Annotated in this window: 19 protein-coding genes; 8 read left to right on the forward strand and 11 right to left on the reverse strand. The window is 66.8% G+C overall.

Annotated elements, in window-relative coordinates; genetic code table 11:
* Positions 1-20 precede the first annotated feature (20 nt).
* Both ACSQ3O_RS00710 and ACSQ3O_RS00715 read right to left on the reverse strand, forming a co-directional pair.
* Entirely contained in the window at positions 21-1,562 is a 1,542-nt protein-coding gene (locus tag ACSQ3O_RS00710) for an acetyl-CoA hydrolase/transferase family protein (RefSeq protein ID WP_436137500.1), read from the reverse strand.
* 119 nt (positions 1,563-1,681) lie between these two features.
* Positions 1,682-2,971, reverse strand: coding sequence for a solute carrier family 23 protein (locus tag ACSQ3O_RS00715; RefSeq protein WP_436137501.1), 1,290 nt, complete (start codon positions 2,969-2,971; stop codon positions 1,682-1,684).
* Between the two features lie 151 nt (positions 2,972-3,122).
* Between ACSQ3O_RS00715 and ACSQ3O_RS00720 the strand changes: the two genes are divergently transcribed.
* Both ACSQ3O_RS00720 and ACSQ3O_RS00725 read left to right on the forward strand, forming a co-directional pair.
* Positions 3,123-3,866: a zf-TFIIB domain-containing protein gene (locus tag ACSQ3O_RS00720; protein WP_436137502.1), complete on the forward strand. Its 744-nt coding sequence runs from the start codon at positions 3,123-3,125 to the stop codon at positions 3,864-3,866.
* Between the two features lie 453 nt (positions 3,867-4,319).
* Positions 4,320-4,523 carry a hypothetical protein gene (locus ACSQ3O_RS00725; protein ID WP_436137503.1) on the forward strand — a complete coding sequence of 68 codons (204 nt, stop codon included), beginning with the start codon at positions 4,320-4,322 and terminating at the stop codon, positions 4,521-4,523.
* Positions 4,524-5,046: 523 nt separating this feature from the next.
* Here the strand turns inward: ACSQ3O_RS00725 and ACSQ3O_RS00730 are convergent.
* Entirely contained in the window at positions 5,047-9,348 is a 4,302-nt protein-coding gene (locus ACSQ3O_RS00730; protein ID WP_436137504.1) for an RHS repeat-associated core domain-containing protein, read from the reverse strand.
* A gap of 682 nt (positions 9,349-10,030) precedes the next feature.
* Here ACSQ3O_RS00730 and ACSQ3O_RS00735 point away from each other — a divergent pair.
* Entirely contained in the window at positions 10,031-10,951 is a 921-nt protein-coding gene (locus tag ACSQ3O_RS00735) for a class I SAM-dependent methyltransferase (RefSeq protein ID WP_436137505.1), read from the forward strand.
* Between the two features lie 24 nt (positions 10,952-10,975).
* On the opposite strand, the gene ubiM is transcribed toward ACSQ3O_RS00735, so the two are convergent.
* From ubiM to ACSQ3O_RS00760, 5 genes are all read right to left on the reverse strand, one after another.
* Complete coding sequence (gene ubiM / locus ACSQ3O_RS00740; protein ID WP_436137506.1) at positions 10,976-12,295, reverse strand: 5-demethoxyubiquinol-8 5-hydroxylase UbiM; 1,320 nt, start codon at positions 12,293-12,295, stop codon at positions 10,976-10,978.
* Positions 12,296-12,533: 238 nt separating this feature from the next.
* Positions 12,534-12,965, reverse strand: a complete 432-nt coding sequence (locus tag ACSQ3O_RS00745) for a hypothetical protein (protein WP_436137507.1) — start codon at positions 12,963-12,965, stop codon at positions 12,534-12,536.
* Between the two features lie 121 nt (positions 12,966-13,086).
* Complete coding sequence (locus tag ACSQ3O_RS00750) at positions 13,087-14,622, reverse strand: BCCT family transporter (RefSeq protein WP_436137508.1); 1,536 nt, start codon at positions 14,620-14,622, stop codon at positions 13,087-13,089.
* A gap of 544 nt (positions 14,623-15,166) precedes the next feature.
* Complete coding sequence (locus ACSQ3O_RS00755; protein WP_436137509.1) at positions 15,167-16,069, reverse strand: alpha/beta fold hydrolase; 903 nt, start codon at positions 16,067-16,069, stop codon at positions 15,167-15,169.
* Between the two features lie 238 nt (positions 16,070-16,307).
* On the reverse strand, positions 16,308-16,919 hold the full coding sequence (locus ACSQ3O_RS00760; protein WP_436137510.1) for a TetR/AcrR family transcriptional regulator: 612 nt from the start codon (positions 16,917-16,919) through the stop codon (positions 16,308-16,310).
* A 107-nt stretch (positions 16,920-17,026) separates the two neighbouring features.
* Here ACSQ3O_RS00760 and ACSQ3O_RS00765 point away from each other — a divergent pair, with 107 nt between their 5' ends.
* Positions 17,027-19,102, forward strand: a complete 2,076-nt coding sequence (locus ACSQ3O_RS00765; protein WP_436137511.1) for an acetoacetate--CoA ligase — start codon at positions 17,027-17,029, stop codon at positions 19,100-19,102.
* A 271-nt stretch (positions 19,103-19,373) separates the two neighbouring features.
* Here ACSQ3O_RS00765 and ACSQ3O_RS00770 read toward each other — a convergent pair whose 3' ends face one another.
* Positions 19,374-20,369, reverse strand: coding sequence for a Bug family tripartite tricarboxylate transporter substrate binding protein (locus tag ACSQ3O_RS00770; RefSeq protein WP_436137512.1), 996 nt, complete (start codon positions 20,367-20,369; stop codon positions 19,374-19,376).
* Between the two features lie 89 nt (positions 20,370-20,458).
* Positions 20,459-22,426: an AMP-binding protein gene (locus ACSQ3O_RS00775; RefSeq protein WP_436137513.1), complete on the reverse strand. Its 1,968-nt coding sequence runs from the start codon at positions 22,424-22,426 to the stop codon at positions 20,459-20,461.
* A gap of 116 nt (positions 22,427-22,542) precedes the next feature.
* On the opposite strand from ACSQ3O_RS00775, the gene ACSQ3O_RS00780 reads away from it, so the two are divergent.
* The 4 genes from ACSQ3O_RS00780 to ACSQ3O_RS00795 all read left to right on the forward strand — a co-directional run bounded on the left by ACSQ3O_RS00780 (position 22,543) and on the right by ACSQ3O_RS00795 (position 25,457).
* The gene (locus ACSQ3O_RS00780) at positions 22,543-23,460 is read left to right on the forward strand and encodes a LysR substrate-binding domain-containing protein (protein ID WP_436141053.1); all 918 of its coding nucleotides are present in this window, start codon (positions 22,543-22,545) and stop codon (positions 23,458-23,460) included.
* 40 nt (positions 23,461-23,500) lie between these two features.
* On the forward strand, positions 23,501-24,127 hold the full coding sequence (gene pssA / locus ACSQ3O_RS00785; protein ID WP_298451499.1) for a CDP-diacylglycerol--serine O-phosphatidyltransferase: 627 nt from the start codon (positions 23,501-23,503) through the stop codon (positions 24,125-24,127).
* Between the two features lie 55 nt (positions 24,128-24,182).
* Positions 24,183-24,548 (forward strand): hypothetical protein, encoded by a 366-nt coding sequence (locus tag ACSQ3O_RS00790; protein ID WP_137747312.1) that lies wholly within the window; start codon positions 24,183-24,185, stop codon positions 24,546-24,548.
* Between the two features lie 66 nt (positions 24,549-24,614).
* Positions 24,615-25,457: a PhzF family phenazine biosynthesis protein gene (locus tag ACSQ3O_RS00795; RefSeq protein WP_436137514.1), complete on the forward strand. Its 843-nt coding sequence runs from the start codon at positions 24,615-24,617 to the stop codon at positions 25,455-25,457.
* Positions 25,458-25,518: 61 nt separating this feature from the next.
* Here the strand turns inward: ACSQ3O_RS00795 and ACSQ3O_RS00800 are convergent, their stop codons facing one another.
* A complete protein-coding gene (locus tag ACSQ3O_RS00800) occupies positions 25,519-26,442 on the reverse strand; it encodes a LysR substrate-binding domain-containing protein (RefSeq protein WP_436137515.1) in 924 nt (307 codons plus the stop codon).
* Positions 26,443-26,465: the final 23 nt, after the last annotated feature.

The raw sequence follows: 26,465 nt of genomic DNA on the forward strand, positions 1-26,465 counted from the left end.
CCCCTCATGCCCTTCGCCCTTTACACCGCGCTGCCAGGGCCCGCTGGCGCGCGCATGCTGCCCGTCTCCACATACCGCTGGTGCCACGACAGCGCCTCGTTCAGCAGGTGCGGCGTGTGCTGGCCCACTGCGCCCCGCTTGGCGCGGGCCACGTAGTCGTGCAGCGCGGGCCGGAAGTCCGGGTGCGCGCAGCGGTCGATGATGATCTCGGCGCGCTGCGAGGGCGAGTGCCCGCGCAGGTCGGCCAGGCCTTGCTCGGTGACGAGGATCTGCACATCGTGTTCGGTGTGGTCCACATGCGAGGCCATGGGCACGATGCACGAGATGCTGCCGTTCTTGGCCAGCGAAGGCGTCATGAAGATGGACAGGTAGGCATTGCGCGCAAAGTCGCCCGAGCCGCCGATGCCGTTCATGATGGCCGAGCCCATGATGTGGGTGCTGTTGACGTTGCCGTAGATGTCGGCTTCGATCATCCCGTTCATGGCGATCAGGCCCATGCGGCGGATCAGCTCGGGGTGGTTGCTGATCTCCTGCGGGCGCAGCACGATGCGCTCTTTGTAATAGTCGATGCGGTCGTTGAAGTCCTGCATCGCCGCCGGGCTCAGCGACAGCGCCGTGGCCGAGGCGCTGGCGAGCGTGCCCGAGCGCAGCATGTCCAGCATGCCGTCCTGCAGCACCTCGGTGTAGGCCGTGAGGTTCTCGAACGGGCCGTTGTTCAGCCCCGCCAGCACCGCGTTGGCGATGTTGCCCACGCCCGACTGCAGCGGCAGCAAGTCTTTGGGCAGGCGGCCCTTTTTCACCTCGTGCTGCAAGAACTCGATGATGTGGCCGGCTATGCGGTTGGAGGTGTCGTCCGGCGCGGCGTACACGCTGTTGCGGTCGGGCTGGTTGGTCATCACCACGGCGATCACCTTGCTCGGGTCGCAGTGCAGGTAGGGCTCGCCAATGCGCTCATCGGGCCGCGTCATGGGGATGGGCTTGCGGTGCGGTGGCAGGTCGGTGCCGTAGTAGATGTCGTGCATGCCTTCCAGTTGGGGGTTATGCCAGGCATTCACCTCCAGGATGACCTTGTCGGCCTGGTCCAGCCAGGTCTTGTTGTTGCCCACCGAGGACGAAGGAATCAGCCGCCCGTCGGGCAACACGCCCGCCACCTCGACCACGGCCACATCCAGCTTGCCCAGAAAGCCAAACCACACAAACTGCGCCACGTGCGACAGGTGGATGTCCACATACTGCATCTGCCCCGCATTGATCTGGCGGCGCACCGTGGGGTCGGACTGGTAGGGCAGGCGCATCTCGATGCCGTCCACCTGCGCGAGAGCACCGTCCAGTTCGGGCGCGGTGCTGGCGCCTGTCCACAGCCCGATCTTGAAGCCATGGCCCTGCGCGTTCAGGCTTTCGATGCGGCGCGCCAGCGCGCCGGGCACGGCCTTGGGGTAGCCCGCGCCGGTGAATCCGCTCATGCCCACATGGGCACCGGCAGGGATCAGGGCGGCCGCCTCGTCGGCGGTCATGGTGCGGGAGAGAAAGTCGGGGTACAGCACCCGATCGGCCAGGGACATGAACAAACTCCGCAAAAAAGAAAAAGGGGCCGCCCACCTCGCGGGCGGACGACCCCCAGGGCAAAACCCAGGATGCTAGCGGTCGTTGCTTACAAAATCAGGGTTAACCCTTACAAGATTCATCGGCCTTTGCGATTGAGCAAGGCATACAGCAGGATCGCACCAAACGTGGCCGTGCCGATGCCGCCCAGCGCAAACTGGCCGAACTTCAGCGTGAAGTCGCCCGTGCCCAGGATGAGGGTGATGGCCGCCACGATCAGGTTCTTGTTCTGCGAAAAGTCCACCTTGTTGTCCACCCAGATCTTGGCGCCCGCCACTGCGATCAGGCCAAACACCACGATGGACACACCGCCCATCACCGGCAGCGGAATGGTCTGGATCAGCGCGCCGAACTTGGGGCTGAAGCCCAGCACCAGCGCAAACACCCCCGCCAGCAAAAACACGGCGGTGGAATAAATCTTGGTCGCCGCCATCACGCCGATGTTCTCAGCATAGGTGGTCACGCCCGTGCCGCCTGCGCCGCCGCTAACCATCGTGGCCACGCCATCGCCAATGAACGCGCGGCCCATGTAGCGGTCCAGGTCCTGGCCCGTCATGGCCGTCACGGCCTTGATGTGGCCCAGGTTCTCGGCCACCAGGATGATGGCCACGGGCGCGATCAGCAGCATGGCATTGGCCTCGAACACCGGCGCGGCAAAGTTGGGCAACCCAAACCACGCGGCGTTGGCCAGTGCCGTCAGGTCCATGGGCTTGCCCAGGCCCAGGCCGTTGGTCAGCACCGCGTAGATGATGCTGGCCACGATCAAGCCCACCAGAATCAGCAGGCGCTGCACCATGCCGCGTGTGAGCACCGCCACCAGGCCCACGCTCACAAAGGTCACCACCTGCATCCAGCTGTCAAAGTTGCTGGCCGCCATGTTCTTGATGGGGATGCCCGCCAGGTTCAGGCCGATCACCGCCACCACCGAGCCCGTGACCACGGGCGGCATGAAGCGCTCGATCCAGCCCGTGCCGATGGCCTGCACCAGCGCACCGATCAAGGTGTAGACCAGGCCGCACGCGATGATGCCGCCCAGCGCCACGGCGATGTTGGCATTGGGCCCCTTGCCAGCGTAGCCCGTGGCCGCGATCACCACCCCGATGAACGCAAAGCTCGACCCCAGGTAGCTGGGTACCTTGCCGCCCGTGATCATGAAGAAAATCAGCGTGCCCACGCCGCTCATCAAAATCGCCACGTTCGGGTCAAAGCCCATCAGGATGGGCGCCAGCACCGTGGCGCCAAACATCGCAATCACGTGTTGTACGCCCATCACCGCCGTCTGCGGCCAGGGCAGCCGCTCATCGGGCGCAATGACCCCGCCCTGCTGCAGCACCTCCGCGCTTTTCACGCGCCAGTTCATGAATCCCATCTTGTTGGTTCCTTGTTGTTGAGGCGCGAATGCTAGTGGATGGGCAGGGCCTGGCCGTGAACCTGCGCGTCAGTTGCCAGGCTGCCACCCGCCCTGTGCCGGGTTAGCATCTGCGCCAACCTCTGCTCTGCCTGCCACGGGCACCGCCGCCATGCACCCTCAGCCGTCCTGCCCCTCCTGCCGCCAGCCCATGGAGGCGCACCGGTTCACCAGCAACCAGGGGCACACGCTGGAGCTGGACATCTGTTTTGCCTGCCAGGGTCTGTGGTTTGACCGGCACGAAAACCTCAAGCTCTCGCCCGCGTCGGTGGTCGAGCTGTTCCGCCTGCTGCACGAGCACCGCACCGACCAGCACCAGCCCCTGGCGCACAGCATGGCCTGCCCGCGCTGCAACACCACGCTGGCCAAAGGCTTCGACGTGGTGCGCAGCGGCCGCTACATGATCTACCGCTGCGGGCGCTTGCATGGCCGCTTCAGCACCTTCTCGTCCTTCATGGTCGAAAAAGGCTTTGTGCGCCACATGACGCGCCCCGAGATCGACGACCTCGCCAAACGTGTGGGGGCCATCTACTGCACCAGCTGCGGCGCCCCTGTGGACATCCGCAAAGACCACGCCTGCCCCTACTGCCGCGCCGCGTTCTCCCTCATCGACCCCGACGCCGTGGTGCGCGCCATGGAGGGCTACGCCAAGGCCAGCAGCGAGCGCACCACCCACGCCACGCCCTCGGTGGACATCGGCGACGCCCTGGTGGCCCTGGAGCGCGACCGCAGCCGCGCCGAGCGCGAGCGGCAAAAGCGCGCATTCACCGGCACCAGTGATGCGAGCGACAGCTCATTCACGGGCGACCTGGTGGCCGCGGGCGTGGCGCTGGTGTGGGCGTTGGTAAAGAACTAGCGGGCGCCAGGGCCTGTCACGCAAGCCCGGGCCCGTCAGCAGCCGGGCGTGTGAGGATGGATGCGTGGTGTGGTTGCAGCCGGGCTGGCCTTGCTGGGTTTGGAACCCAATGGGGCGCTCCCGCCTGATGGATAAGCGCTGATAGCTATAAATTTTGTAGTGCCGGGCAGATGCATGCCAGCATGCGTGGGGTGCAGTTCAGCTTGCATCCCCCGCTTCGGGATGCGACGGCTAACTTCAGATCTTTGACACGCTCCGGCGGCGCAGATCGTCAACAACTGTCATGCCTCCTTCTCACAGGGGTTGGGCAGAGGTATCTTTCCACCCGCACTTCCCGATCCTTTGCAGACCGCCCAAAAAACGACAAGGCGTTGCATGGGGTTCAGCCCATTGGCGCACAGGGGAGTCTCAAAGACACATCCACACATTCATCCCAATCAACCCACCAGAAGCATGACCGTCGAACACAGAAGAGGCGTGGAACGACGCAGCGGCAAAGATCGCCGCCAGATCGACAACGGCCCTCCCACCAACTTCGAGCGCCGCCGCGCAGTCGAAGCGAGGCAGCCAGAGCTGATAGAGGTGCATATGAGCGAGGACGAGATCCGCGCTCTGGGGTTTGTGTTTGAACAAACCACTGCGTCAGTGAGCGGCTGAGGCTGGTACACCCTGTTGTGTCATGGCTCGGTGCGCGCGGTCAAACGCAAGGCCTCGCAGTGCAGCGCGGGTTAAGAAGGCAAGACCCGGCCCCATCAAGTACCAATTTCCCGGTAACTCGAAGGCCACGAAGGCACGGTAGCTACCAGACGATGTAACGCTTCGGCTCAAACCCAGTAACTACATCGCTACACAGATGGCATTCACCGCGTTTTGCAGACTCTTTAGCAGACTGATTGTGTTCAGGGGATAAAAATCTGTCCGGACAGCATTCAACGAGCTTCGGCCCAGTCGGAGAGTGCGACAGCGTTATCCCGATCGGTGAAAACGGTGCCAATGCGACAAGCGCAGCCGCAGAGATCATCGCTCGATTGCTGCGTCTGAAATGCTTGTGTGCAAAGCCCAATACCAGGAGGAACGCTAGAAGCAATGCCTCTGGCCTCATGGTGAAGATTGCCCAGCCCGCACAGACAACTACAAGCAGAAAAACAAAGAAGGTGCGATTTAACGTCACAAGACAATCCTACTTTGAGCAAGTACAAGTGTTCTTGTTGTTCCATGCATTCCAGACATTGTCTGGAATGTCATACGCTTTCCGACCCAATACATCATGCAACCCCAGTGGCTCACCAAGGAGGTCGTCCAGATTCATTGCAGCTCTTGATGGGCGACTCTGGTTGGAATGCATATATTCGTGGGCCAAATTTCTAAGCAAATGCAGGCGCATCGATTCTGTCAGGGCCCCCTCGAAGTCTTTAGAGCTGAGCGTAATGTGGCCAGTCCAAAAATCAGTAGCTCCAAAATTTCCCTTGCCCGGGTCGCCAAATCTGACATTCGCATTTGAGTTGTATCTTGCAGAATCGCAACTCAACGCTGCCATTGCCTTAATAACGTCCTCCCACGTCAATCCAAGGGGATCCATGAAGCTCAGCGGATTCCCACCGACATACCCAAACCGATTCCATCCCCCGTTAAGCCCGATGGGGTCCCCCTGCGTATACCGCCCCGTACCCGGCGCATACGTCCGGAAGTAGTTGTAATGGAGCCCCGTCTCCTTATCAAAGTACTGCCCCGGATACCGCAGATTGAACGTGACTTCGGGGATGCTGGTCGCCCCCGTCGTCGGCACAGTCATCTCACTCGTAAACCGCTTGGCTGCCGTCGTCGGCTGCTCATCCCCAAACGCACTGTACGCCCACTGCCACACCGCTTGCCCATTGGCCTGGGTGAGTTTTCTGGGGGTGTTCAGGTGGTCGCTGTGCACGGCATACGTCTGGCCGTTGACCACAGCCGCAATGGGCATGGGGCCATTGGCCGTGGGCAGCCAGAGGTATTGCGCGCTGCCTGAAGTGGCGGCGCTGCCTTCACCGTATTCGGCCAGCAGGCTGCCGTCTTCTGCGTAGACATAGGTCCAGCCCAGCTTTTCGGCATCGCTGGTGGCGGGGCTCCAGAGCTTGCTGAAGAAGTTCACCAGTTGCTGGATCAGGCCGGGCTGTTCGCCCTGGCTGTCCTTGTCGTCGTCATCGGCCAGCAGGTTGTTCAGGTTCTTGGTGCTGGCGGGTTTGCCTGCGGCGCTGTACAGCGGCTCGGTCTTGAACACGCGCTGGCCCAGTGCGTTGTGGGCGTATTTGGTTTTGGGTGCGTCGGCCCCTTCGCCGGTGGTGGCGCTTTCCATGCGGCCCTGGCTGTCGTAGGCGTAGCTGCGCAGGCCATCGCCCAGCAAATCGCCTGCGGCGTTGTACTGGTAGCTGACGCTGGTGGTGGCGCTGTTGCCGCCAGCGGTGGCGGTTTGCTCAAAGCCCAGCAGGCGGTTGTGGCCTGCGGCGGTGCCGTAGGTGCGGCTGATGCTGCTGGTGGCGGCCGGTGTGCCTGTGGTGGTGGTTTGCACGCTGGCGGTGCGGTTGCCGTTGGCGTCGTACTGGTACGTGGTGGTGCGCACGCTGTCGCCCATCTGGGTGATGCGGCCCAGGGTGTCGTACTGCACGGTCCAGGTGGTGTCGGCGCGGGCCAGGGTGCTTTGCAGCGGGTTGGTGCTGCCGGGCTTCCAGAGGTTTTGCGTGAGGCTGGTGATGCGGCCTGCGCTGTTGTACTGGTAGCTGCTGAACTCTGTGGCGGTGAGCTGGCCTGCGGTGTTGTAGCTGCGGGTGGCCGGGATGGCGGCCGTGGCGCCGGGCAGGTTCCAGCGCCAGCCGGTGGGCTGGCCCAGGGGGTTCCAGGTGATGTTGCTCACCAGGCTTTGGCCCGCCCAGGTCAGGCCGGTGAGCAGGCCGGTGCTGTTGTAGACATGCTGCAGCACTTGCCCGCCGGGGTAGGTGGTGCTGGCCAGCAGGCCGCTGGCGGCGTAGGCATAGCCCACGCTGCGGGCGGTGCCGCTGATCAGGGTCTGGGTCTTGGCGGTGACGCGGCCGAAGTGGTCGCGCTGGTAGGTGGTGGTGCCGCTGGCGTCCACAATTTCGCTCAATGCGCCTTTGCTGGCGTTGGGCTGGTCGGTCTGGTTGTAGGCAGGGCCTGCCAGGTCGTAGCGCAGGGTGGTGGTGGTGCCGCCCGGCTGGGTGATAAGCGTGGGGCGGCCCAGCAGGTCGCGGTCGATGTGGGTGGCCTGGCCCAGGGCATCTGTCACGGTGCTGGGCAGGCCCAGCGCGTCGTACTGGCTGCTTTGCAGGCCGCTGTCGGGGCTCGATTCACCAGTGGCGTTGCCCAGGGCGTCGCGGGCGTAGGTGGTGCCTACGCCTTTGAAGTCGCTGGCCTGGGTGACGGCATCCAGGGCGTTGTAGCTCAGGGACGCGGTGGCGTTGGCGGCGTTGGTGATGGTCTTGACCCGGCGCAGGGCGTCCAGGCCCAGGTGGGTGGATTCGTTTGCGCCGTTGGTGCTGCGCACGGTCTCGCCGTTGGCGTCAAAGCCATGGGTGGTGGTTTGCTGGCCGCCCACGGTGGTGCTTTCCACGCGGTTCAGGCTGTTGATGCTGCGCGCCAGCAGCCACACCAGTTGGCCCTGGGCGTTGCGCACTTCTTCGCGGGTGCGGTTGCCGATGGCGTCCAGGGTGTAGGTGCCGGTGTTGTTGCGGTTGTCGCTCCAGCCGGTCATGCGCTGGGCGGCGTCGTAGGCGTAGGTGATGGTGTGGCCGTAGGGCAACCTGACGGTGGCCACCTGCCCCGAGGGGCGGTAGGTGAACCGGGTGGTCTGCCCACCCCGGTTGGCGGTGAGCATGCGGCCCCGGGCGTCGTAGGTGTAGGTGGTGACGAGGCCGGTGGGGGCGGTGTGGGTGAGCACGCGGCCGTTGGTGTCGTGGGTGTAGGTGTCTACATGGCCCAGGGCGTTGGTGGTGCTGGTGAGGTTGCCTGCACTGTCGTACTGGTAGCTGGTGACGGCGCCGTTGGGGGCGGTTTCGGTGGCGACCAGGCCCGAGGGGTGGTACGTCCAGCTGGTGGTGCGGGCAATGCCGCTGCCCATGCCAGCACCGGTATCGGTGATGGTCTGGGTGAGGGGGTTGCCTGCGCTGTCGTAGGTGTAGCTGGTGGTGCGGCCGGGCTCGCTCACTGTGACCGGCAGGCGCCACTGGGGGTGCCAGCTGGTGATGGTGGTGCGCTCTTCGGGCTTGCCTGCGGCTTCGGTGACGGCGGTGGGCAGGCGGCGGGCGGTGTCCCAGGCGTAGCTGGTGGTTGTGCCCAGGAAGTCGGTCTCGGCGGTGACCAGGCCCAGGGGGCTTTGTACGCGGCTGGCGGCGTCGCGCAGGCCCAGGCCGTCGGGCTTGTCTGCGCCGGTAACGGCGAGCTGGCCCAGGCTGGCGCTGTAGTTGAAAGAGCGCACCGTGCCCAGGGGGTCGGTGATGGTGGTGGCCCCACCGCTGGTGGCGGGGTAGCCGACCTGGTAGCGCTCGACCGCACCGGCATGCTCGGTGCTGACGGCCCGGCCCACGTCGTCATAGGCGTAGGTGGCGAAACGCTGGTTGTTTTCGTCCACGATGCCGGTCAGGGCATGGGGGTAGCTGGGGTGTTCGTAGAGGTAGGTGTTGGTGGTGTTGTCGGCATAGCGCGCCGTCAACAAACGATCGGATGTGTCGTATTCGTAGCTCACCTGCACCTTGCTGCCCGCAGCCACCGAGACCAGCTGGCCCTTGGTGTTGTAGTTGAGCTGCAGTTTGCGGCCAAACTGGTTGGTCACCGTTTTCAGCATGGGAATGCTGTTGATCTGCACATAGCCATAGGTGGTCACCCAGCCGTTGCGGCCTGTGACGCTTTGCAGCAGCCCCGTGGCAGAAAACTGCAGTTTGCGGTCCGCGTCCAGATCGGTGTAGAGCCAGCCGCTGGCATTGGTCTGCAGCCTCTTGCTGCCGTTCTGGTTCTGCCAGGTGGCGGTGGATGCGGAGTAGGTGAACCGCTGCAGGTCCCCATTGCCCATGACGAGGGTTTGTGCGGTGCCGTCGCTCCAATTGAGGGCACTGCCGGCGGGTTTGAGCCTGGCGCTGTGGTTGTGGCCCCACCCGGGCGACATGCCTACCAGTGGCAGTACATAGGTTGCGCGGCTGTTGGCGTAAAGGCTGCGGTAGGTGCGCGACCAGTTCAGTGCGTGGGGGCCTTGCCCGATGACGTCGCTGAAGGGTTTGTTCTTGTCGCCCGTTGCGGGAATGATCGGGTTGGGTGTGCTGCCGCCAGAGTAGGCTTCTTCCTTGCACCCCCCCGAATCCGAGGACCCAGGCGGGCCAGCGGCATCCGGCGGAGTGGGCGGCGGCGGTGATGGCGGTTCCGAAGGCGGTGGTGGGGTGGATTCCGGCGGGTCCAGCTCTCTGGTGCAGACCATGCTGATTTCACGTTGTTTGTCGCTCACAAAGGGCGCTTGTCCTGGTGAGTCCAGGTATCCGTGCGCATAAATCCAGTGGTCTCCTGGAAAGCAGCTGACCAGCCAAATAGGCTTGTGCGTTGGCTGAGAGGGGTCCCTGTTCCCTGATGCAACGCTGGCTTCCGCTGCGCCGCACCAGTCCGGGCCTCGCAGTTCCGGCGTATCGGTCCAGTAGTAGAAGTATTTCAGTGTTTCATTGGCTGGGCAGGAGGTAAGGGAGGTGTTGGAATAAATTACCTCAAGCGAACCATTGCGGGTGAGATTCCTTGGCCGGATGGGGCCGGTCAGAAGGCGTGGTGGCATGGGCGCTGATGCCGCCCCCAGCGGGGCCGAAGCAGCGAGTGGCTGGTTTTGCGCAAAGGCTGCTGGCGTGCCAAACGCCACAGCGCCCACAACCGCAAGATAGCTCCCCGCAATGGCTGCGAGCGCACGCAAGCCGCCGCGTCTTTTTTCAAGACGTTGCATTTTTTCTTCCCTCCCTTTGGTGCGCCAGACTGTAGAGAGCGCGCAGCCACGGGGCAAGGGATTCCGGCCTGCGGTGTTGTAAGCCCGTGTAACGCTGCAGGCCATCGCGCCCAGCCACAATCCATTCACAATGGCGCAGGCCTGTGCCCCGGGCCTCACCGCATCCCACACCACCGTGGCGCCTGCTGCCACAGGAGGAGCGCCCGTGCCGCAGACCCCCGCCCGACGCCGTGTTCGACTGCCGCGCAGCCTCGCGCTGCATGCGGCCCCGGCCAGCTGCCCTCCTGCTAATAACCTGCTGCAGAGTGCCCACCTGCCTCCCGTGCCCAGCACCCTGCTGATCCCGCTGGCCGCACGGGCGCGGGGGGCGCGCTACTTTCCGTGGCTGGACTGCCGCGATGCCGTGGCGGGCGAGTTGTTGCAGCGCCTGGGCGCTGATGTGGATGCGTTGCTGGACGACCTGCCCACGGTGTTCCAGGTGCTGTGGCGCACCGGGGCTGTCAAGGACGCGGGGCGCGCCTTTTTTACGGCGCACCCGCAGGGCCTGGGCGCCAACCTGGGCTGCGGGCTCACGCAGCATTTCCAATGGCTGGATGCGGGCGCCAACCAGTGGCTGGATGCCGACCTGCCCGAGGTGATGGCGCTGCGCCAGCAGCTGCTGCCGGTGTTGGGCCCGCGCATGCGGCAGGCCGATGTGGACCTCACCCAGCCTGGCTGGTGGCAGCACTTGGGTTTTCCGTCGCGCAGCAGTGCGCAGCCGGTGCTGCTGGTGTGCGAAGGTGTGCTGATGTACCTGCAGCCCGCGCAGGTGCACGCGGTGTTGGCCGAGTTTGCGCAGTGTGCGCCCCCCGGCTCGCGCATGGTGCTGGATGTGCTGACGCGCCAGGCCGTGGGCCGGGCCGCCCGCCACCCCAGCGTGGGGCCCACGGGGGCCGAGTTTTGCTGGGGCGTGGGCCGCATGGCCGAGCTGGCTGCGGTGCACCCGCGCCTGCGGCTGCTGCGTGAACAGAGCGCCGCCGAAGGCTGTGGCTGGGCGGGTATTGCGCTGGATGCACTGTGGCGGCCCTGGTTGGGCGCGCCGGCGTATGGGGTGGCCACACTCGGGGTCGAGGATGGCTTTGCCTGAGCCGCTCTGTCTCTCTATACCGCTCTATACCTGTCGTGGTTCCGCCGCCTGCCCGGGCGCCAGCACCCGCATCCACGCGGGCGCCTTGCCCGTGAGCTGCCCCACGATGGCCGCCTGTAGCGGCGGCAGGCGCCGCGCGCCCTGCAGCACCAGCTGGCGCAGCAGGCGCGGCACCGGGCGGGCGTCGGTGTACAGGCGCACGATGGCGTTGGTGCCCTGGTAGATGGGCCAGGCGTGGCGGTGGTGGCCCTGGGCGTAGGGCGCGAGTGCGTCGGCGCTGCCGATGTCCAGCCCGCGCTGGCGCGCGCTGACCAGTGCGGCAGTGAGCCGCTCCACCCCGGCCAGGCCCAGGTTGTAGCCATGGGCAGTGACTGGGTGCATGCCCACGGCGGCGTCGCCCAGCAGCGCGCAGCGGTGGCCCGCAAAACGCTGGGCGTACACGGCCACCAGCGGATAGGCATGGCGCTCGCCCACCAGGGCCATGGGGCCCAGCCGGTCGTTGAACTGGGCCTGCACCTGCGCGGCAAAGGCTTCGGGGCTCTGGGCCATCAGCGCCGCCGCGTCGGCCGCACCCGCCGTGACCACCACCGAACACAGTGCATGCCCCTCTTGGGGGTCATCGGGCAGGGGCAGCACGGCCAGGGTGCGGTCGTAGCCAAAACATTCGTGCGCCACGTTGCCATGGGGTTGGGCGTGGCGCATGCGGCAGACGATGACGGTGCGGCCAAAGTCGCTCATCTGTGCGCCGATGCCCAGCTGGCGGCGCGTGGCCGAGAAGCGGCTGTCGGCAGCCACCAGCAGCGGGGCCGTGAGGCGCTGGGGTGTGGTGTGGTCGCCAGGGGCTGTGCTGGCGGGTACGCAGTCCAGCTCGGCATGGCCGGGCAGCGTGGCCACGCGGGTGACCTGGGTGCCGGTGAGCAGGCGCACGCCCGGCGTGTGTGCCGCCACGGTGTGGGCCGTGCGGCGCAGTGCGTGGTTGGGCACGATAAAGCCCAGCGGGCCGGGGGCTGCGGCACCGGACGCGCCACCCTGGGCGCCGCTGGCTGCATTCAGCTGCAGCGCGCTGTGGTGGCCCAGCGGGCCGTCGTGCACCTGGGCCTCGGCAATCTGGCCCACCTCGTGGTCTGCCAGGTGGGCCCAGGTGCCCAGCCGCTGCAGCGTGGCCCGGCTGGGGTGGGTGAGTGCGATCTCGCGGCCATCGGGCGCGGGCTGGGCCAGGGCGTTGTCGCTTTGCTGCTCCACCACCGTGGCGGTGAACCCGGCCTGCGCCAGGGAGATGGCCAGTGACAGGCCCGCCGGGCCTGCGCCGACGATGAGCACGTCGCTGTGGTGGGTGGTGGTCATGGCAGGGGGAAATCCAACAGGGCCGAGCAAGGCGGCCCAAGCGGCTGCCATTGTGGGCGCGGCCCGCGCGGCGGGGTTTGCCCTGGGTCAAGCCGTTGTGTGGACGATTGCTATGAGAATAATAGCTATTAAGGCAACGCTAGCGCGCGGAGAAGGCCAAAAAACCTTCAAAGTTCGGGCTCCCGGCCACATGCAGTGCGCGGTGGGCTAATCCCCTTTGCCACGGTCCCCCAGGTGCTCAGTCCTTGGCGGTCTTGCGCGTGCCTTTGGCAGATTTTTTCTTGGCTGTGCCCGGCTTCTTGCCGCGCAGGTGCAGCCCCCAGGTCACCACCAGCCACAGGTAAGACGCGGGGATGCTGTACGCCGCAAAGGCCGCCAGCGACAGCGGCGGTGCGGTGATGGAGCGGGGGTTGGCAATGGTCGCCAGCAGCTGGCGCGTGCCCGTGCCCACCTCGGGCGTGGTGTGCTGGCTGCCCGCGCGCGCCATGAGCGCGCCCATGAAGGTGAAAAACTCCATCAGCAGCGCGCCGATCAGGAAACACGCGGCCAGGGCCAGCAGCTGCGCAAACGCCCGGCGGTTGCCCTTGGCCAGAAAAACAATGGCCGACACCAGCACCAGGGCGGGCAGCACAAGGACCACGGCGGGCCAGGCGGACATGAGCAGGGGCATGGGTGTCGGTACCGGTATCAGCCGCGAAGCAAGAAGAAAGAGGGGACAGAGGGACGCTGGGGGCGGTGTGGCTGCGGATGATAGACGCATGCACACCGCCCCTCGCGCCTATGGCGCCGGGCTACGGCTGCGGCGGCGTGGCCGGGCCCGCCATTTCACGCAGGCGGCGGCGCAGTGCGCGGTCGCGGCGGTCCTCGGCTTCCCAGTCGGCTTTCACGCCGCGCCACAGTGCCAGCGCCATCAGCAAGATGACGGCGGTGAACGGCAGCGCGAACACGATGGTGGCGGTCTGCACCGCCTTCACGCCACCGGCCAGCAGCAGGCTGATGGCGATGCCCGACACCAGCACGCCCCAGGTGATCTTGACGCGCGCCGACGGGTTCTCATTGCCGCCGGTGCTCATCATGCCCAGCACCAGCGTGGCAGAGTCGCCCGAGGTGACAAAGAACACCAGCACCAGCACGGTGGCCACGAATGACATCACGGCACCCCATGGCAGGGCGTTGAACATGGCGAAAAGTGCGGTGGACACATCGGCCTTGACGGCTTCCGACAGAGGCACGCCCTGCATGATCTCCAGGTGCAGCGCCGTACCGCCGAACACCGAGAACCATACAAACGCGGCCAGCGTGGGCGCCAGCACGGTGCCCAGGATGAATTCGCGAATCGTGCGCCCCCGCGAGACGCGTGCGATGAAAAGACCCACGAAAGGCGACCAGCTCACCCACCAGGCCCAGTAAAACACCGTCCAGCCGCTCACCCAGCCGCTGTCGCGGAACGGCGTCATGCGCAGGCTCATGCGCACGAACTCGCTCAGGTAGCTGCCGAGCGTGTTGGTGAAGCTGTCGATGATGATCACCGTGGGCCCCAGCACGAACACCGCCAGCGCCAGCAGTGCGGCCATGACCAGGTTGAAAGTGGACAGCCACTTGATACCGCGCGCCACGCCCGACACGGCCGAGGTGAGGAACAGCACCGTGGTCACCACGATGATGCCCACCTGCCAGGCTTCGTTCACGGGCACACCCATAGTGGCTGCCAGGCCGCTGTTGATCTGCAGCGCACCCATGCCCAGCGAGGCGGCCACGCCAAAGGCCGTGGCGATCACCGCGAGGATGTTCACTACGGGCCCGATGCCCTGCAGCGGTGCCCAGGGCAGCGCCATGACCGCCGTGCTGACCAGCGCCGAGCCGCCCCGGCGGAACTGGAAGAATGCAATCGCCAGCGCCACGATGCTGTACACCGCCCAGGGGTGCAGCCCCCAGTGGAAGAAGCTGTAGCGCATGGCCGCGTTGGCGGCCTCGGGCGTGTTCGGCGCGATGCCCGGCGGCGGCGTGCCGTAGTGCGAGATGGGCTCTGCCACGCCCCAGAACACCAGGCCGATGCCCATGCCCGCCGCAAACAGCATGGCAAACCACGCGCCGATGGAGAACTCGGGCTCGTCGTCCTCCTGGCCCAGCTTCAGGTCGCCATAGCGGCTGAACGCCAGGATGAGCGCCATCACCACCAGGCCCAGCACCACCCACAGGTAGAACCAGCCGAAGTTGCGCGTGATGGCCGCCAGGGCCGTGTCGAACACGGCGCCGAGCGAGTCCGGCGCCGCCACGCCCCAGAGCACAATGGCGAGGATCAGCCCCGCCGAGATAAGAAGTTCCATGGATCACCTTTCTTCTGCTGAATCGACAAGGAGATGCGCGGCGCCGTGTGCCGGGCTTTGCCTGGCTTGCGGCGTGCGGGACGCGGCATGCCGCATCGGCGCCGCAGCAGCGTGCCACCGGGCACGCTGGGCGGTCAAGGCATATGCGGTACCCGTGCGCCATGCACGAATAAAGCGCATACATGCAGGTGCCGACCGCAGCGGCTGCTGCGCATCTCGGAAGGAAAGACGGGCCGGCCTGGCGGATGGCAGGCACACCCGCAGGGGTGGCTTGCCGGAACGCCGCATCGCAACGATGAAGAGAGGGCCGGGCCCGGAGCCGATGCGCGCGTGGGAACCAGCGGCGCGGCAAGGCAGGGCGTTGGCGCGGTACCGTCCGTGGACGGCGCCAGAGGGTTGGCGCAAACGGGAAAAAGGGCGCCAGTGTAGGCAATGGCTGCGCTACGGCACCGGCAATACCGCAGTCAAGCCAGGGGTTGTGGGCGGTGTGAGGGCGCCGGGCCAGCGTTTGCGGGCGCTGTTGCAAACGCTGGTGCGGCGGGCGCTATGCGGCCACAAAGTCCGCCACCGCCTGCAGCACCTCGGCCTGCTGCAGGATCTTGCGGTGGCCCAGCCCCTCGGTGGCCAGCAGCGTGGCGCCCGCGATGTGGTCGCGGTAGGCCTCGCCGTCGGCAAAGCGGTTGATGCGGTCGCCCCGGTCGTGCACCACCAGCGTGGGCAGGGCGATGCGTGGGCCCACGGCGGGGGGCTCGAACTGGCGCATCAGGATGCCTTCGCGCGCCTCGATGCGCCGCTGCATGGCCGCGCGGGTGCGCTCGGACAGGCCGAACACCTGCGCGAACAGGCGCGTGTATTCGTGCGGCGAAGCGGGCGGCGCCAGCAGCACCAGGCGCCCGGTGGCCAGGCCCCGGCTGGCTGCGTGCGCTGCTGCGTTGGCTGCCAGCGAATGCGCCACCACGGCGTGGGGCGCCGAGTCCTGCGCATGCAGGCGGGCCGTGGTGTATTCGATGGCGCGGGCGAACTGCGGCAGGTTGCTCACGCGGCCCCGGCTGCCGCCGTGTGCAGGCAGGTCCACCAGCACCGGGCGCAGTCCGCGCGCGGCCAGGGTGTCGGCCAGCGGCAGCATCTGGCGCGCGTGGCCGCCCCAGCCGTGCAGCAACAGCACGGTGGGGCCGTGGGGCTGGGCCTGGGGCAGATAGAGCGTGATCTCGGCGTCTTCAAACGCCAGGCGCTCTGTGCGCCAGTGGCCGGGCGGCATGGCATGGCGGCCGGGGGCGCGCAAGGGCAGGGGCGTGCCAAAGAGGCGCGAGGCTGCACGCACAGCCAGCGCGGGCCACAGGCGCTCGGTGGTGCCCAGCGCCAGGCGCACAAGGCGCATGCCGGGGTGTTCGCCGTAGTAGCCAGCGGTGGCCTGCAGCGCGGTGGAGGAGGACGAGGAGGCAGTCATGGTGGGGCTCCGGAAGGGATGGAGTGGGGCGGGCGCTGTGCGCGGCTCAGTAAAAGATCCAGTCCCGGTTGCTGCGCGGGAGACTGGTGAGGGTGCTGCACAGCGCCCGGAAGGCGCCCGCTGCGGCCGCGATGACGGCAATGCCCAGGATGATCAACATGGTGTTTCCTTTCTTCGCACGGTTGTGCGAAATTAAGGCATAAAAAAACAAGAGGTCTCCATGGCACACCACCGCGTCTCAGGCGGGGGAGGGGAGGTAGCTCTTGACGAGGCGCGCCCAGGACGCCTCGGTGCGTGCCACTGCCTGCGGATCGCGCAGGAAGCGAACGTCGTGCAACAGGCCCATGATCAGGGAATAAATCTCGCCCACCAGCTGATCGGGCGGGGTGTCGGCCGCCAGGTGCCCGGCCTCGATGGCCTGCAGCACCGTGCGGCGCAAGGCAGCGCGCCAGCGGGTGATTTCAGAGTGCAGCAGGTCGCGCAGCTCACCCTCGCGGTCGTCCAGCTCGAAGGCGCCTGCGGTGTAGATGCAGCCCGTGAAGGCCTCCACGTCGCGCGTACGGGCAATCCAGCGGCGCATGATCTCCTGCAGGCGCGGCAGACCCTTGGGGTGCTGCATGGCGGGCACAAACACGTCGGCCAGAAAGCGGCGGCCAAACTCCTCGATCACCGCTTTCTGCAGCGCCTCGCGCGAGCCGGCGCGTGAGAACACGCCGCTCTTGGACAGGCCCACCCGGTCGGCCACGACCTGCAGCGTGATCGACTCCAGCCCCTCGGCCGCAGCCAGGTCCAGCGCCGCGCCGACGATGGCGGCGCGGGTGAGCTCGGCTTTCTGTGTTTTGGCGTCCATGAAGTGGAATTTAGCACGAATGTGCGAAACATGCATTTCACCCTGCTGTCAACCGGGTGACGGGCGTGGCTGGCCTGTGCACCGTGCCGCTGGTACGCTGCGTCGCCATGGAGACAAAACACAACACCCCGCCCTACATCCCCCAGATCCGCCTGTACCAGAACTGGCTGCGCGACCAGCGCGGCCTGCAGTTCGACAGCTACGACGCGCTGTGGCGCTGGTCCACCACCGAGCTGGATGCGTTCTGGCAAAGCGTGTGGGACTATTTCAAGCTGGAATCGCCCACGCCCCACACGGCCGTGCTGGCGAAGAACACCATGCCGGGCGCGCAATGGTTTCCCGGCGCCCAGGTCAATTACGCGCGCCAGGCGCTGCGGCATGTGGATGCGGCCCACGCGGCGGGCCTGCCCGCCATCATCAGCCGCAATGAAAAGGGCCAGCACCGCGAGCTGAGCTGGCCCGAGCTGCGCCGCCAGGTCGCGTCGCTGGCGCTGCACCTCAAGGCCCAGGGCATCCAGCCCGGCGATCGTGTGGCCGCCTATTTGCCCAATGTGCCCGAAGCCATGATTGCCTTTTTGGCCACGGTGAGCATCGGCGGCGTGTGGAGCATCTGCGCGCCCGACATGGGCACGCACGCGGTGCTCGACCGCTTCCGCCAGATCGAACCCAAGGTGCTGATCGGTGTGGATGGTGTGAGTTATGGCGGGCGCGACCACGACCGCCGCCCCGTGCTGGCCGAGCTGCGCGAGTCCCTGCCCAGCGTGCAGCACGCGGTGCTGCTGGGCAATCTGGATGCTTCTGTTTCGATAGCTGGTTGGGCAAGCTGGACGGGCGCAACGGCCAAAAATGATGCTGAAACCACGGCTTTCGAGCCGATGTGGCTGCCGTTTGATCACCCGCTGTGGATCGTCTACTCCAGCGGCACCACCGGCCTGCCCAAGCCCATCGTGCACGGCCATGGCGGCACGGTGCTGGTGGCGCTGCAGCTCAAGGTGCTGCACAACGACATCGGCTGCAGCTACGAGCCCAACAGCTTTGGCGAGCGCTACCACTGGTACAGCTCCACCGGCTGGGTGATGTGGAATGCACAGCTCTCGGGTTTGCTGTCGGGCACCACCTGCGTGATCTACGACGGCAACCCGGGCGGCAGCAAGGACCACCCCGACTGGGGCGTGCTGTGGCGCTTTGCGGCCGAAACGGGCGTGACCTTTTTCGGGGCGGGCGCGGCGTTTTTTGCCAACTGCATGAAGGCGGGCATCACGCTGGCCGACTACGGCGACCTGACGCGCATTCGTGCGCTGGGTACTACCGGCTCGCCGCTGTCGCCCGAGGTGCAGCAATGGGGCACGGCGCAGTTCGAGGCCATCGGCACGCATGACATCTGGTGGAACAACATCTCGGGTGGCACCGACTTTTGCGGCGCCTTCATCGGCGGCAACCGCGAGATGCCGCAGGTGCCGGGCGAGATGCAATGCCGCATGCTGGGCGCGGCCGTGGAATCATGGGACGCCGAGGGCCGCCCGGTGCAGGATGCGGTGGGCGAGCTGGTGTGTGCGCAGCCGATTCCGTCGATGCCGCTGTACCTGTGGGGCGACAAGGACGGCAGCCGCTACCTGTCGAGCTATTTCGACATGTACCCCGCAGGCCACGGCCGCCAGCCGGGTGGTGGCGACGGCTCCACGAGCATGGGCGCGGTCTGGCGGCATGGCGACTGGCTCAAGATCGGCGCCAACGGCGGCTGCGTGATCTATGGCCGCTCTGACGCCACCATCAACCGCCACGGCCTGCGCATGGGCACGAGCGAGATCTACAGTGCGGTCGAATTGCTGCCCGAGGTGCTCGACAGCCTGGTGGTGGACCTGGAGTACCTGGGCCGCGAGAGCTACATGCCGCTCTTTGTGGTGCTGCGCCCTGGCTATGCGCTCGACGACGCATTGCGCGCGCGCATCAACGGCGCCGTGCGCACGGCCCTGAGCCCACGTTTTGTGCCCGACGACATCTTTGCCGTGGCCGAGGTGCCGCGCACCCTGAGCGGCAAGAAGCAGGAGCTGCCCATCAAGAAGCTGCTGCTGGGCCAACCCATCGAAAAGGTGGTGAACAAGGACGCGATGGCCAACCCGGGGTGTCTGGACTGGTATGTGGCGTTTGCGGCTGAGCGGGTTGAAAAGCTACAAAATCCATAGCTATCCAGGCATGCTGGACGCGCGGTAACGGCCATTTTGTTTGATTTTTTGCATGGCCGCACTGCTGGATCAGGCCCAAACCACTTGAGCACCAGCGGCGCTGCGGTGTGACTCCCTCTCCCCCCGTGGGAGAGGGGGGGAGAGGGGGCCTGTGCCAAGGGGCTGTGCCTTATCACCCCCTCTCCCCGGCCCTCTCCCGCGAGGGGAGAGGGAGTGTTCGGGGGCGCCATGAAGGAAGCGGGATGCACCAAGCAGCCCGCCCCTCCACCCGTCAGTCCAGCTTCGCCCCCGACGCCTTGATCAGCCGCTCCCACACCGGCCGCTCCTTGGCAATCGCGGCGGAGAACAGCGCGGGCGAGCTGTTCTGCACATCAAAGCCCATGGCCGCAATGCGCTGCGCCACGTCGGGCAGCTGCGTGGCCTTGCGCACCTCCTCGGCAATGCGTTCCTGGATGGCGGGCGGCGTGCCTGCGGGCGCACCAAACGCCAGCCAGCCCGCCACGCGGTAGGCCTCGTCGTTCAGGCCCTGCTCGGCCAGGCTGGGCACATTGGGCAGCGTGCCCATGCGGCGTTCGCCACTCACGCCGATGGCCTTGAGCTTGCCCGCCTCGATGTGGGGCTTGGCCTGCAGCGCGCTCGCAAACGCGATCTGGATCTGGCCGCCCAGCAGGTCCTGCACCATGGGTGCTTCGCCCCGGTAGGCCACGTGGCTCATGTCGGCGTTCTGCGTGAGGCTCATGTAGGCCCCGGCCAGGTGCGGATACGCGCCGGTGCCATACGAACCATAGGCCACCTTGCCCTTGTTGGCGGCCACGTACTTCAGCAGCTCGGGGCCGGTGGCCACGGGCACGCTGGGGTGGGCCACCAGCACCAGGGGCGCGATGGCGATCTGGTAGATGGGCGCAATGTCCTTCTCGGGGCTGTAGGGCAGCTTGGTGTAGAGGAACTGGTTGGTGAGCATGGAGTTGCTCAGGCCCAGCAGCAGGGTGTAGCCGTCGGGTGCCGCCTTGGCCACCGCGTCGGTGCCGATGATGCCGGCCGCGCCGGGTTTGTTGTCGATGACCATGGGCTGGCCCAGGCCCACGGCCATCTTCTCGGCCAGCACGCGCGCCAGCACGTCGGTGGCGCCGCCGGGGGCAAAGGGCACGACGATCTTGATGGGCTTGTTCGGGTAGGCCTGCGCGAGGGCAGAGGTGCCGGTGCAGGCGGCGGCCAGGGCGGCTGCGCCCAGCCAGGTGCGGCGGTTCATCAGGCGGGAAAAGGGCATGGTTTGTCTCCTGTCATGGTTATCAAAATTCGCTCAGCGGCTGCGCCATGCATGGTGGCGGGCCGGGGCCTGGCTGTCACGCCATGGGCTTATGGGGTGGCGGGGCTCCCTGCGGCGGGGCCGGTGGTGGTGTGGACGGTGAGGGGCAGGGGCGCGAGCAGTTCGCGCAGGCGGGCAGCCAGCGCGTCAGCGCCCGGGCCGGGGGCCACGGTCACCCGCACTGCGTTGTCGCCCTCGGGCTGCACCTGCGGCCGGGGCTGGCCCAGGGCGTCGGCGGCGCACGCGCCATCGACCAGCGCCTGCACCGTGTGGCAGGCGGCGCGCTGGCGCAGCTCGGGCTTGTAGATCTTGCCCACGTTGGTCACGGGCATGGTCTCGATCACCTGTACCCAGCGCGGGCGGGCCACGGCCTCGTCCACGCGCTCGGCGGTGAAGGCCAGCAGCTCGGCCTCGGTCACCGGGGCGGCACCGGGCACCAGCGTGGCATAGATCATGGGCAGCTCGCCCGCATAGGCATCGGGCGCGCCCACGGCGGCGCACAGCTGCACGGCGGGGTGGGCGCCCAGTGCGTCCTCGATCACCTTGGGGTCGATGTTGTGGCCGCTGCGGATGATCAGGTCCTTGGAGCGGCCGCTCAGGTGCAGGCGGCCCTGCTCGTCCACAAAGCCCAGGTCGCCCGTGGCCAGCCAGCCGTCGTGCGTGAAGGCCTTGGCCGTGTCGGCTGCGTCCAGGAAGCCCGAGAACAGGTTGGGCGATTGGAAAAGCACCATGCCCGGCTGGCCGGGCGGCATGTCTTGGTCGGATGCATTGCCATGCGCATCCAGCGCCACTACGCGCAGTTGTGTGTAGGGCAGCCGCCAGCCCACGCAGCCTGCGGGCGCGTTCACGCCGGGTGGGGTGATGGTGGAGATGCCCGCCATCTCCGTCATGCCCAGGCTTTCGTGGATGTGCAGGCCAAACAGGCGTTCGAACCGCGCCGCCAGCTCAGGCGCCAGGATGGCCGCGCCCGTGCGGCAGTAGCGCAGGGTGGAAATGTCGGCGCCGTCCAGCGGCACATTGGCCAGCGCGGCCAGCACCGTGGGCACGGCCGAGAGGTAGGTGCAGCGGTAGCGCTCCACCAGGCGCCAGTAGTTGGCAATCACCTCGCGGTTGCGGAACAGGCCGGTGGTGGGGATGAGGGTCTCCACCCCCGCCGACAGCGCCGCCAGCGAGCCCGGCAGCACGCCCGCCACATGGAACAGCGGGTAGCCGTTGATGCCCACGTCGCCCGGCGCGATGCCCTGCATCTGCACGCTGCCCCAGGCGGTGAACACCTGCGCACCATGGCTGTGGCGCGCCAGCTTGGGCGCGCCCGTGGTGCCACCGGTGTGGAAGTACGCGGCGATGTCGCTGGCCACAATGCGGCGGCCGCTCACCAGGTGGTCGCCAGGGTACTGGTGGCGCGTGGCCAGGTCCTGCACGCCTGCGGGCAACGGGCCTGCCGCACCGGGGCTTGCGTTGTGCGGGGCCACGCGCAGCACAGTGGTCAGTGTGGGCACCAGGGCGCGCAGACGCAGGGCCTTGCTCCAGTAGCCCAGGTCGCCCTCGCCGCCATAGGCAATCAGCACCTTGGCGCGGGCCAGGGTCATCATGGCCGCGATCTTTTCGTCGGTGAGCATGGGGTTGAGCGGCTGCACAATGCCCGCCGCCTCGCCGCCCCACAGGGCCAGGTGGTATTCCAGGCAGCCGGGCAGCAGCACGGCCACGGCGTCTTCAGGCCCCACGCCCAGGTGGTGCAGCAGGTTGGCCGTCTGGTGAATGCCGGTGAGCAGCTGCGCGTACGACCAGCGGATGGGCTCGGCCGCCGGGTCGGCCGTGGGCAGAAAGGCAAGCGCCGTCTTGTCGCCAAACGCCGCCGCCGCGTTCACAAAAATTTCGTAGGTGCTCTGCACCGGCAACGCCTCGGCCAGGGGGCGGGCTTCGAGCCGCTGCACGTCCTGCAGGCTGCGGATGGGGGCGGACCGGGTGAACGGGGGGTGGAGAGGGGGGAGCGATTGCAAAGCAGGGGTCGTGGCCATGGACGCATCAGGGGGAGCAGAACACCCATTGTTGTGGCGACAGGATTTCTTGACAATCCCATGAAGCATTGACACTCTGTATGAAAAATTTTGACAAACCACCGGCTGCCGACCGCCTGGACCTCTCTGCCCTGACCCTGCTGGTGGAGATCCTGGACGCGGGCAACCTCAGCCTGGCGGCGCGCAAGCTCAAGATGAGCCGCGCGAATGTGAGCTACCACCTCGCCCAGCTCGAAAAGTCGGTGGGCGTGCAGCTGGTGCGCCGCACCACGCGGCGCGTGGAGCCCACCGAGGTGGGGCTGCGCCTGTATGACCATGGCCGCAGCATCGTCAACGAGATCCTGGCGGCGCAGGAGACCATCGCCACCCTGGGCAAGAGCCTGCAGGGCCGCGTGGGGCTGAGCATGCCCGTGGGCTACGGCCAGGTGGTCATGGCCAGGTGGCTGATCGAGTTCAAGCGCCTGTACCCCGGCATCCTGCTGGAGGTGGTGTTCGAAAACCGCGTGAGCGACCTGGTGCGCGAGGACGTGGACATCGCCATCCGCATCATGACCGAGCCCCCGCCCACGCTGGTGGCCCGCCCGCTGGGGGCCGTGCGGTATGTGGTCTGCGCCTCGCAGGCGTATGCCAGGGCCCAGGGCCTGCCCCGGCAGCTCAGCGACCTGGGCGCGGTGCCGCTCATCTCCGCAGGTTTTATCGGCCGCGAGCTGCGCGTGGCCGCCTACCGCAACGGCCAGCGCGAAGAGGTGCTGCCCCGGTCCACGCTGCTGTCCGAAAACATGCTCTTCCTGCGCGATGCGGTGCTGGAGGGCCTGGGCATGGGCCTGATGCCCGACTACGTGGTGCAGGACCTGGTGGACCAGGGCGACCTGGTGACCGCGCTCGATGACTACCGCCTGAGCGTGTTTGGCACGCAGATGTTTCTGCTCTACATGCCCAACCGCTACCAGACCAGCTCGGTGCGCACGCTGATCGATTTCATCCTGGCCAAGGTGGGCGAAGGCGGCGTGGCCCCCCCGGCGGCGCGCCCATAATGCCGTTGATGTCCACTGCGCGCACCACAGCGCCCCTTTCATGAACACACCCAACCCCCCCAAGCGTTTTTCGATGATCCGTGAGTTCCACCTGGCGGACTGGTTCACGCTGGGCAACGCGTTCTGTGGCGTGGGGGCGTTGTTCTCGGTGATGTCGTACCTGGAGACGGGCGACATCGTGCACATCTACTTTGCCTGCGCCCTGGTGTTGGCCGCGCTGGTGTTTGACGTGCTGGACGGCCGCATCGCCCGCTGGCGCCAGAAAAGCTCGGCCATGGGCCGCGAGCTGGACTCGCTGGCCGACGTGATCTCGTTCGGCGTCGCCCCGGCCATCATTGCCTACGGCTGCGGCATGCAGGGCATGTACGACCGCATCGTGCTGGCCTACTTCGTGGCCTGCGGCGTGTCGCGCCTGGCGCGCTACAACGTCACGGCCGAAACGCTGTCGGAAGGCACGGGCAAGGTGAAGTATTTCGAGGGCACCCCCATCCCCACCTCCATCGTGCTGGTGGGCCTGATGGCGCTGGCGGGTGCAATGGGCGCGGTGCGCGAGCACCTGTGGTTTGGCAAGGTGCTGATCGGCGGCTTCACGCTGCACCCGCTGGTGCTGGTGTTTGCGGTATCGGGGTCGCTGATGATCAGCCGGATCCGGATTCCGAAGCTGTGAGCCGATCGGAGCTTGGCACGATGCTTGTCGAGCACATTTCTTGTGGTGATTACCCATGAAGCCGACCGCTGACAAAGCCAAGCATGTTCCCAATCGCTTTCGCCGTGAGCACTTGGTCGGGAATGTTGCGCTGGCTATTTGTCTTGTCGTATTTGGTGTGGCGGCGGTGTATTCCAACCAGTTAAAGCTATCGGCAGGCAGGGGCCGCTCGCTGGTTGTGTTGAGCGATGGGCCCCTGTGGCTTGCGCTTGGAGCAATGGCTTGCGGCGTGCTCGGGCTCCTGTCGGTGGTCGTGGACCACCTTGATCGCCGGGACAACGAGCCCTTGTATGCGGCGTTTCGATGGATCGCGTTGCGGTTGGGTGGGGTTCTGCTGGCCTCCGCGCTCATTGTTCATTTTTGCGTCACGCTGCTGCGGTGATTTCTGTTGCAGCGACTGTGCTGTGTGACAGCCCTCTCCCCTCCTCCTTCTTTTTTCGTCAAAACCATGGCACTCCAGAAGATTGCTGCGTTCTCCGACGGCACCCAGGGCGGCAACCCCGCCGGCGTGTGGATCGGTGACCAGCTCCCCACACCCGCCGACATGCAGCGCATCGCTGCCGAGGTCGGTTTTTCTGAAACCGCGTTTGCCGCCCCGCTGGGTGGCGCCCGCTGGTTGGTGCGCTATTTCTCGCCCGAGAGCGAGGTGCCCTTTTGTGGCCACGCCACGATTGCCCTGGGCGCCGCACTCGCGCAGCGCGAGGGCGACGGCGTGTTTGCGCTGTCGCTGAGCCAGGCCGAGATCACGGTCGAAGGCCGCCGCGCGGGCGATCTGGTGCAGGCGGCGCTGCAGTCGCCTCCCACGCGCAGCGGGCCCGCGCCTGCAGGGCTGCTGGCCGATGCGCTGGCTTTGTTTGGGCTCGGCGCAGCCGATCTGGACCCGCGCATTCCGCCCGCGCTCATCCACGGCGGGGCCGACCATCTGGTGCTGGCCCTGCGCAGCCGCGCGGCGCTGGCGGCCATGCGCTACGCGCTGGACGCGGGCCGCACGCTGATGGTGAACGCCAAGCTCGTCACCATCGTGCTGGTGTGGGTGGAGTCTGACCGGCTGCTGCACACCCGCAACGCTTTTGCCTCGGGCGGAGTGCTGGAAGACCCGGCCACCGGCGCCGCCACGGCCGCGCTGGCGGGCTACCTGCGCGACCTGGGCTGGCCGCACGGTGGTGCCATTGACGTGGTGCAGGGCGAGGACATGGGCATGCGCTCGCGCCTGCGGGCCGAGATCGGGCCGCAGGCGGGCAGCTCCATCCGCGTGTCGGGCACGGCGCGGTGGATGGGTGACGGTGAGTGATTTGCGTTTGCTATTAAAAATATAGCTAATAACGCATACTGAATGCGCGAAGAGGGCAGTTTTATGCTTGAACGGTGCGTGCGGGGTTGGGTGCGGAAGGCCCCGGGGCGTTCATGGCGTCCTTGAGCCATTGCACCAAACGCAGCGTCTCCGGCGACGGGTCCGGGGCCGTGCCGAAGTAGTGCCGCGTGAGCGGCAGCCGCAAGCCGGGCAGCGGCGACACCAGCCGCCCCGAGGCCAGGTCGTGGGTGATCAGCGACACCGGCGCCACGGCAAAACCCAGCCCATCCACGGCGGCTTGCAGCACAAAGTGCAGGTGGTCAAACTGCAGGCAGCTGGCGGGCTGCAGCGCGGGCGCGTTCACCAGTTTCTTCCAGCTCTCCCAGTCCTTGCTGCGCGACTTGGACAGCAGCAGCACGTGGGCCGACAGTGCCTCGGGCTGCGCCACCGGGCGCTGGGCGAACAGGGCGGGTGCGCCCACCACCAGCGCCTCGTCCTCCAGAAACGGCTGCACCTGCATGCCCGGCGGCCACCCGCGCGGGCCGCGCCGCAGGGCCAGGTCGAAGGTTTCGGTGGCATGGTCTGGCGCCAACGTACTGGTGATGACCTGGGGTTCGATGTCCGGGTGCTGGGCCACAAAACCCGGCAGCCGGGGGATCAGCCAGCGCACCGCAAAGCTGGGCCGCACATTGATCTTCACGCTGCGCAGCCCGGCATCGCCGCGCAGCGCCTGGGCGGCGGCGCCGATCTGCGCGAGCGCAGGGCCCACCTGTGCGTGGAACTGGTGCCCCGCCGCCGTGAGCAGCACCTGCCGCGTCTTGCGCTCGAACAGGTCCACGCCCAGGTGCTCCTCCAGCGCCTTGATCTGGCGGCTGATGGCGCTGTGGGTGACATGCAGCTCCAGCGCAGCGCGCGTAAAGCTCTGGTGGCGCGCCGCCGCCGCAAAGGCGCGGACGGCGTTGAGCGGGGGCAGACGGGGTGACATGCGTGCAATTTTGTCACGCATGG

It is taken from the genome of Acidovorax sp. LjRoot74 (assembly GCF_964254355.1).
Taxonomy (GTDB): Bacteria; Pseudomonadota; Gammaproteobacteria; order Burkholderiales; family Burkholderiaceae_C; genus Acidovorax.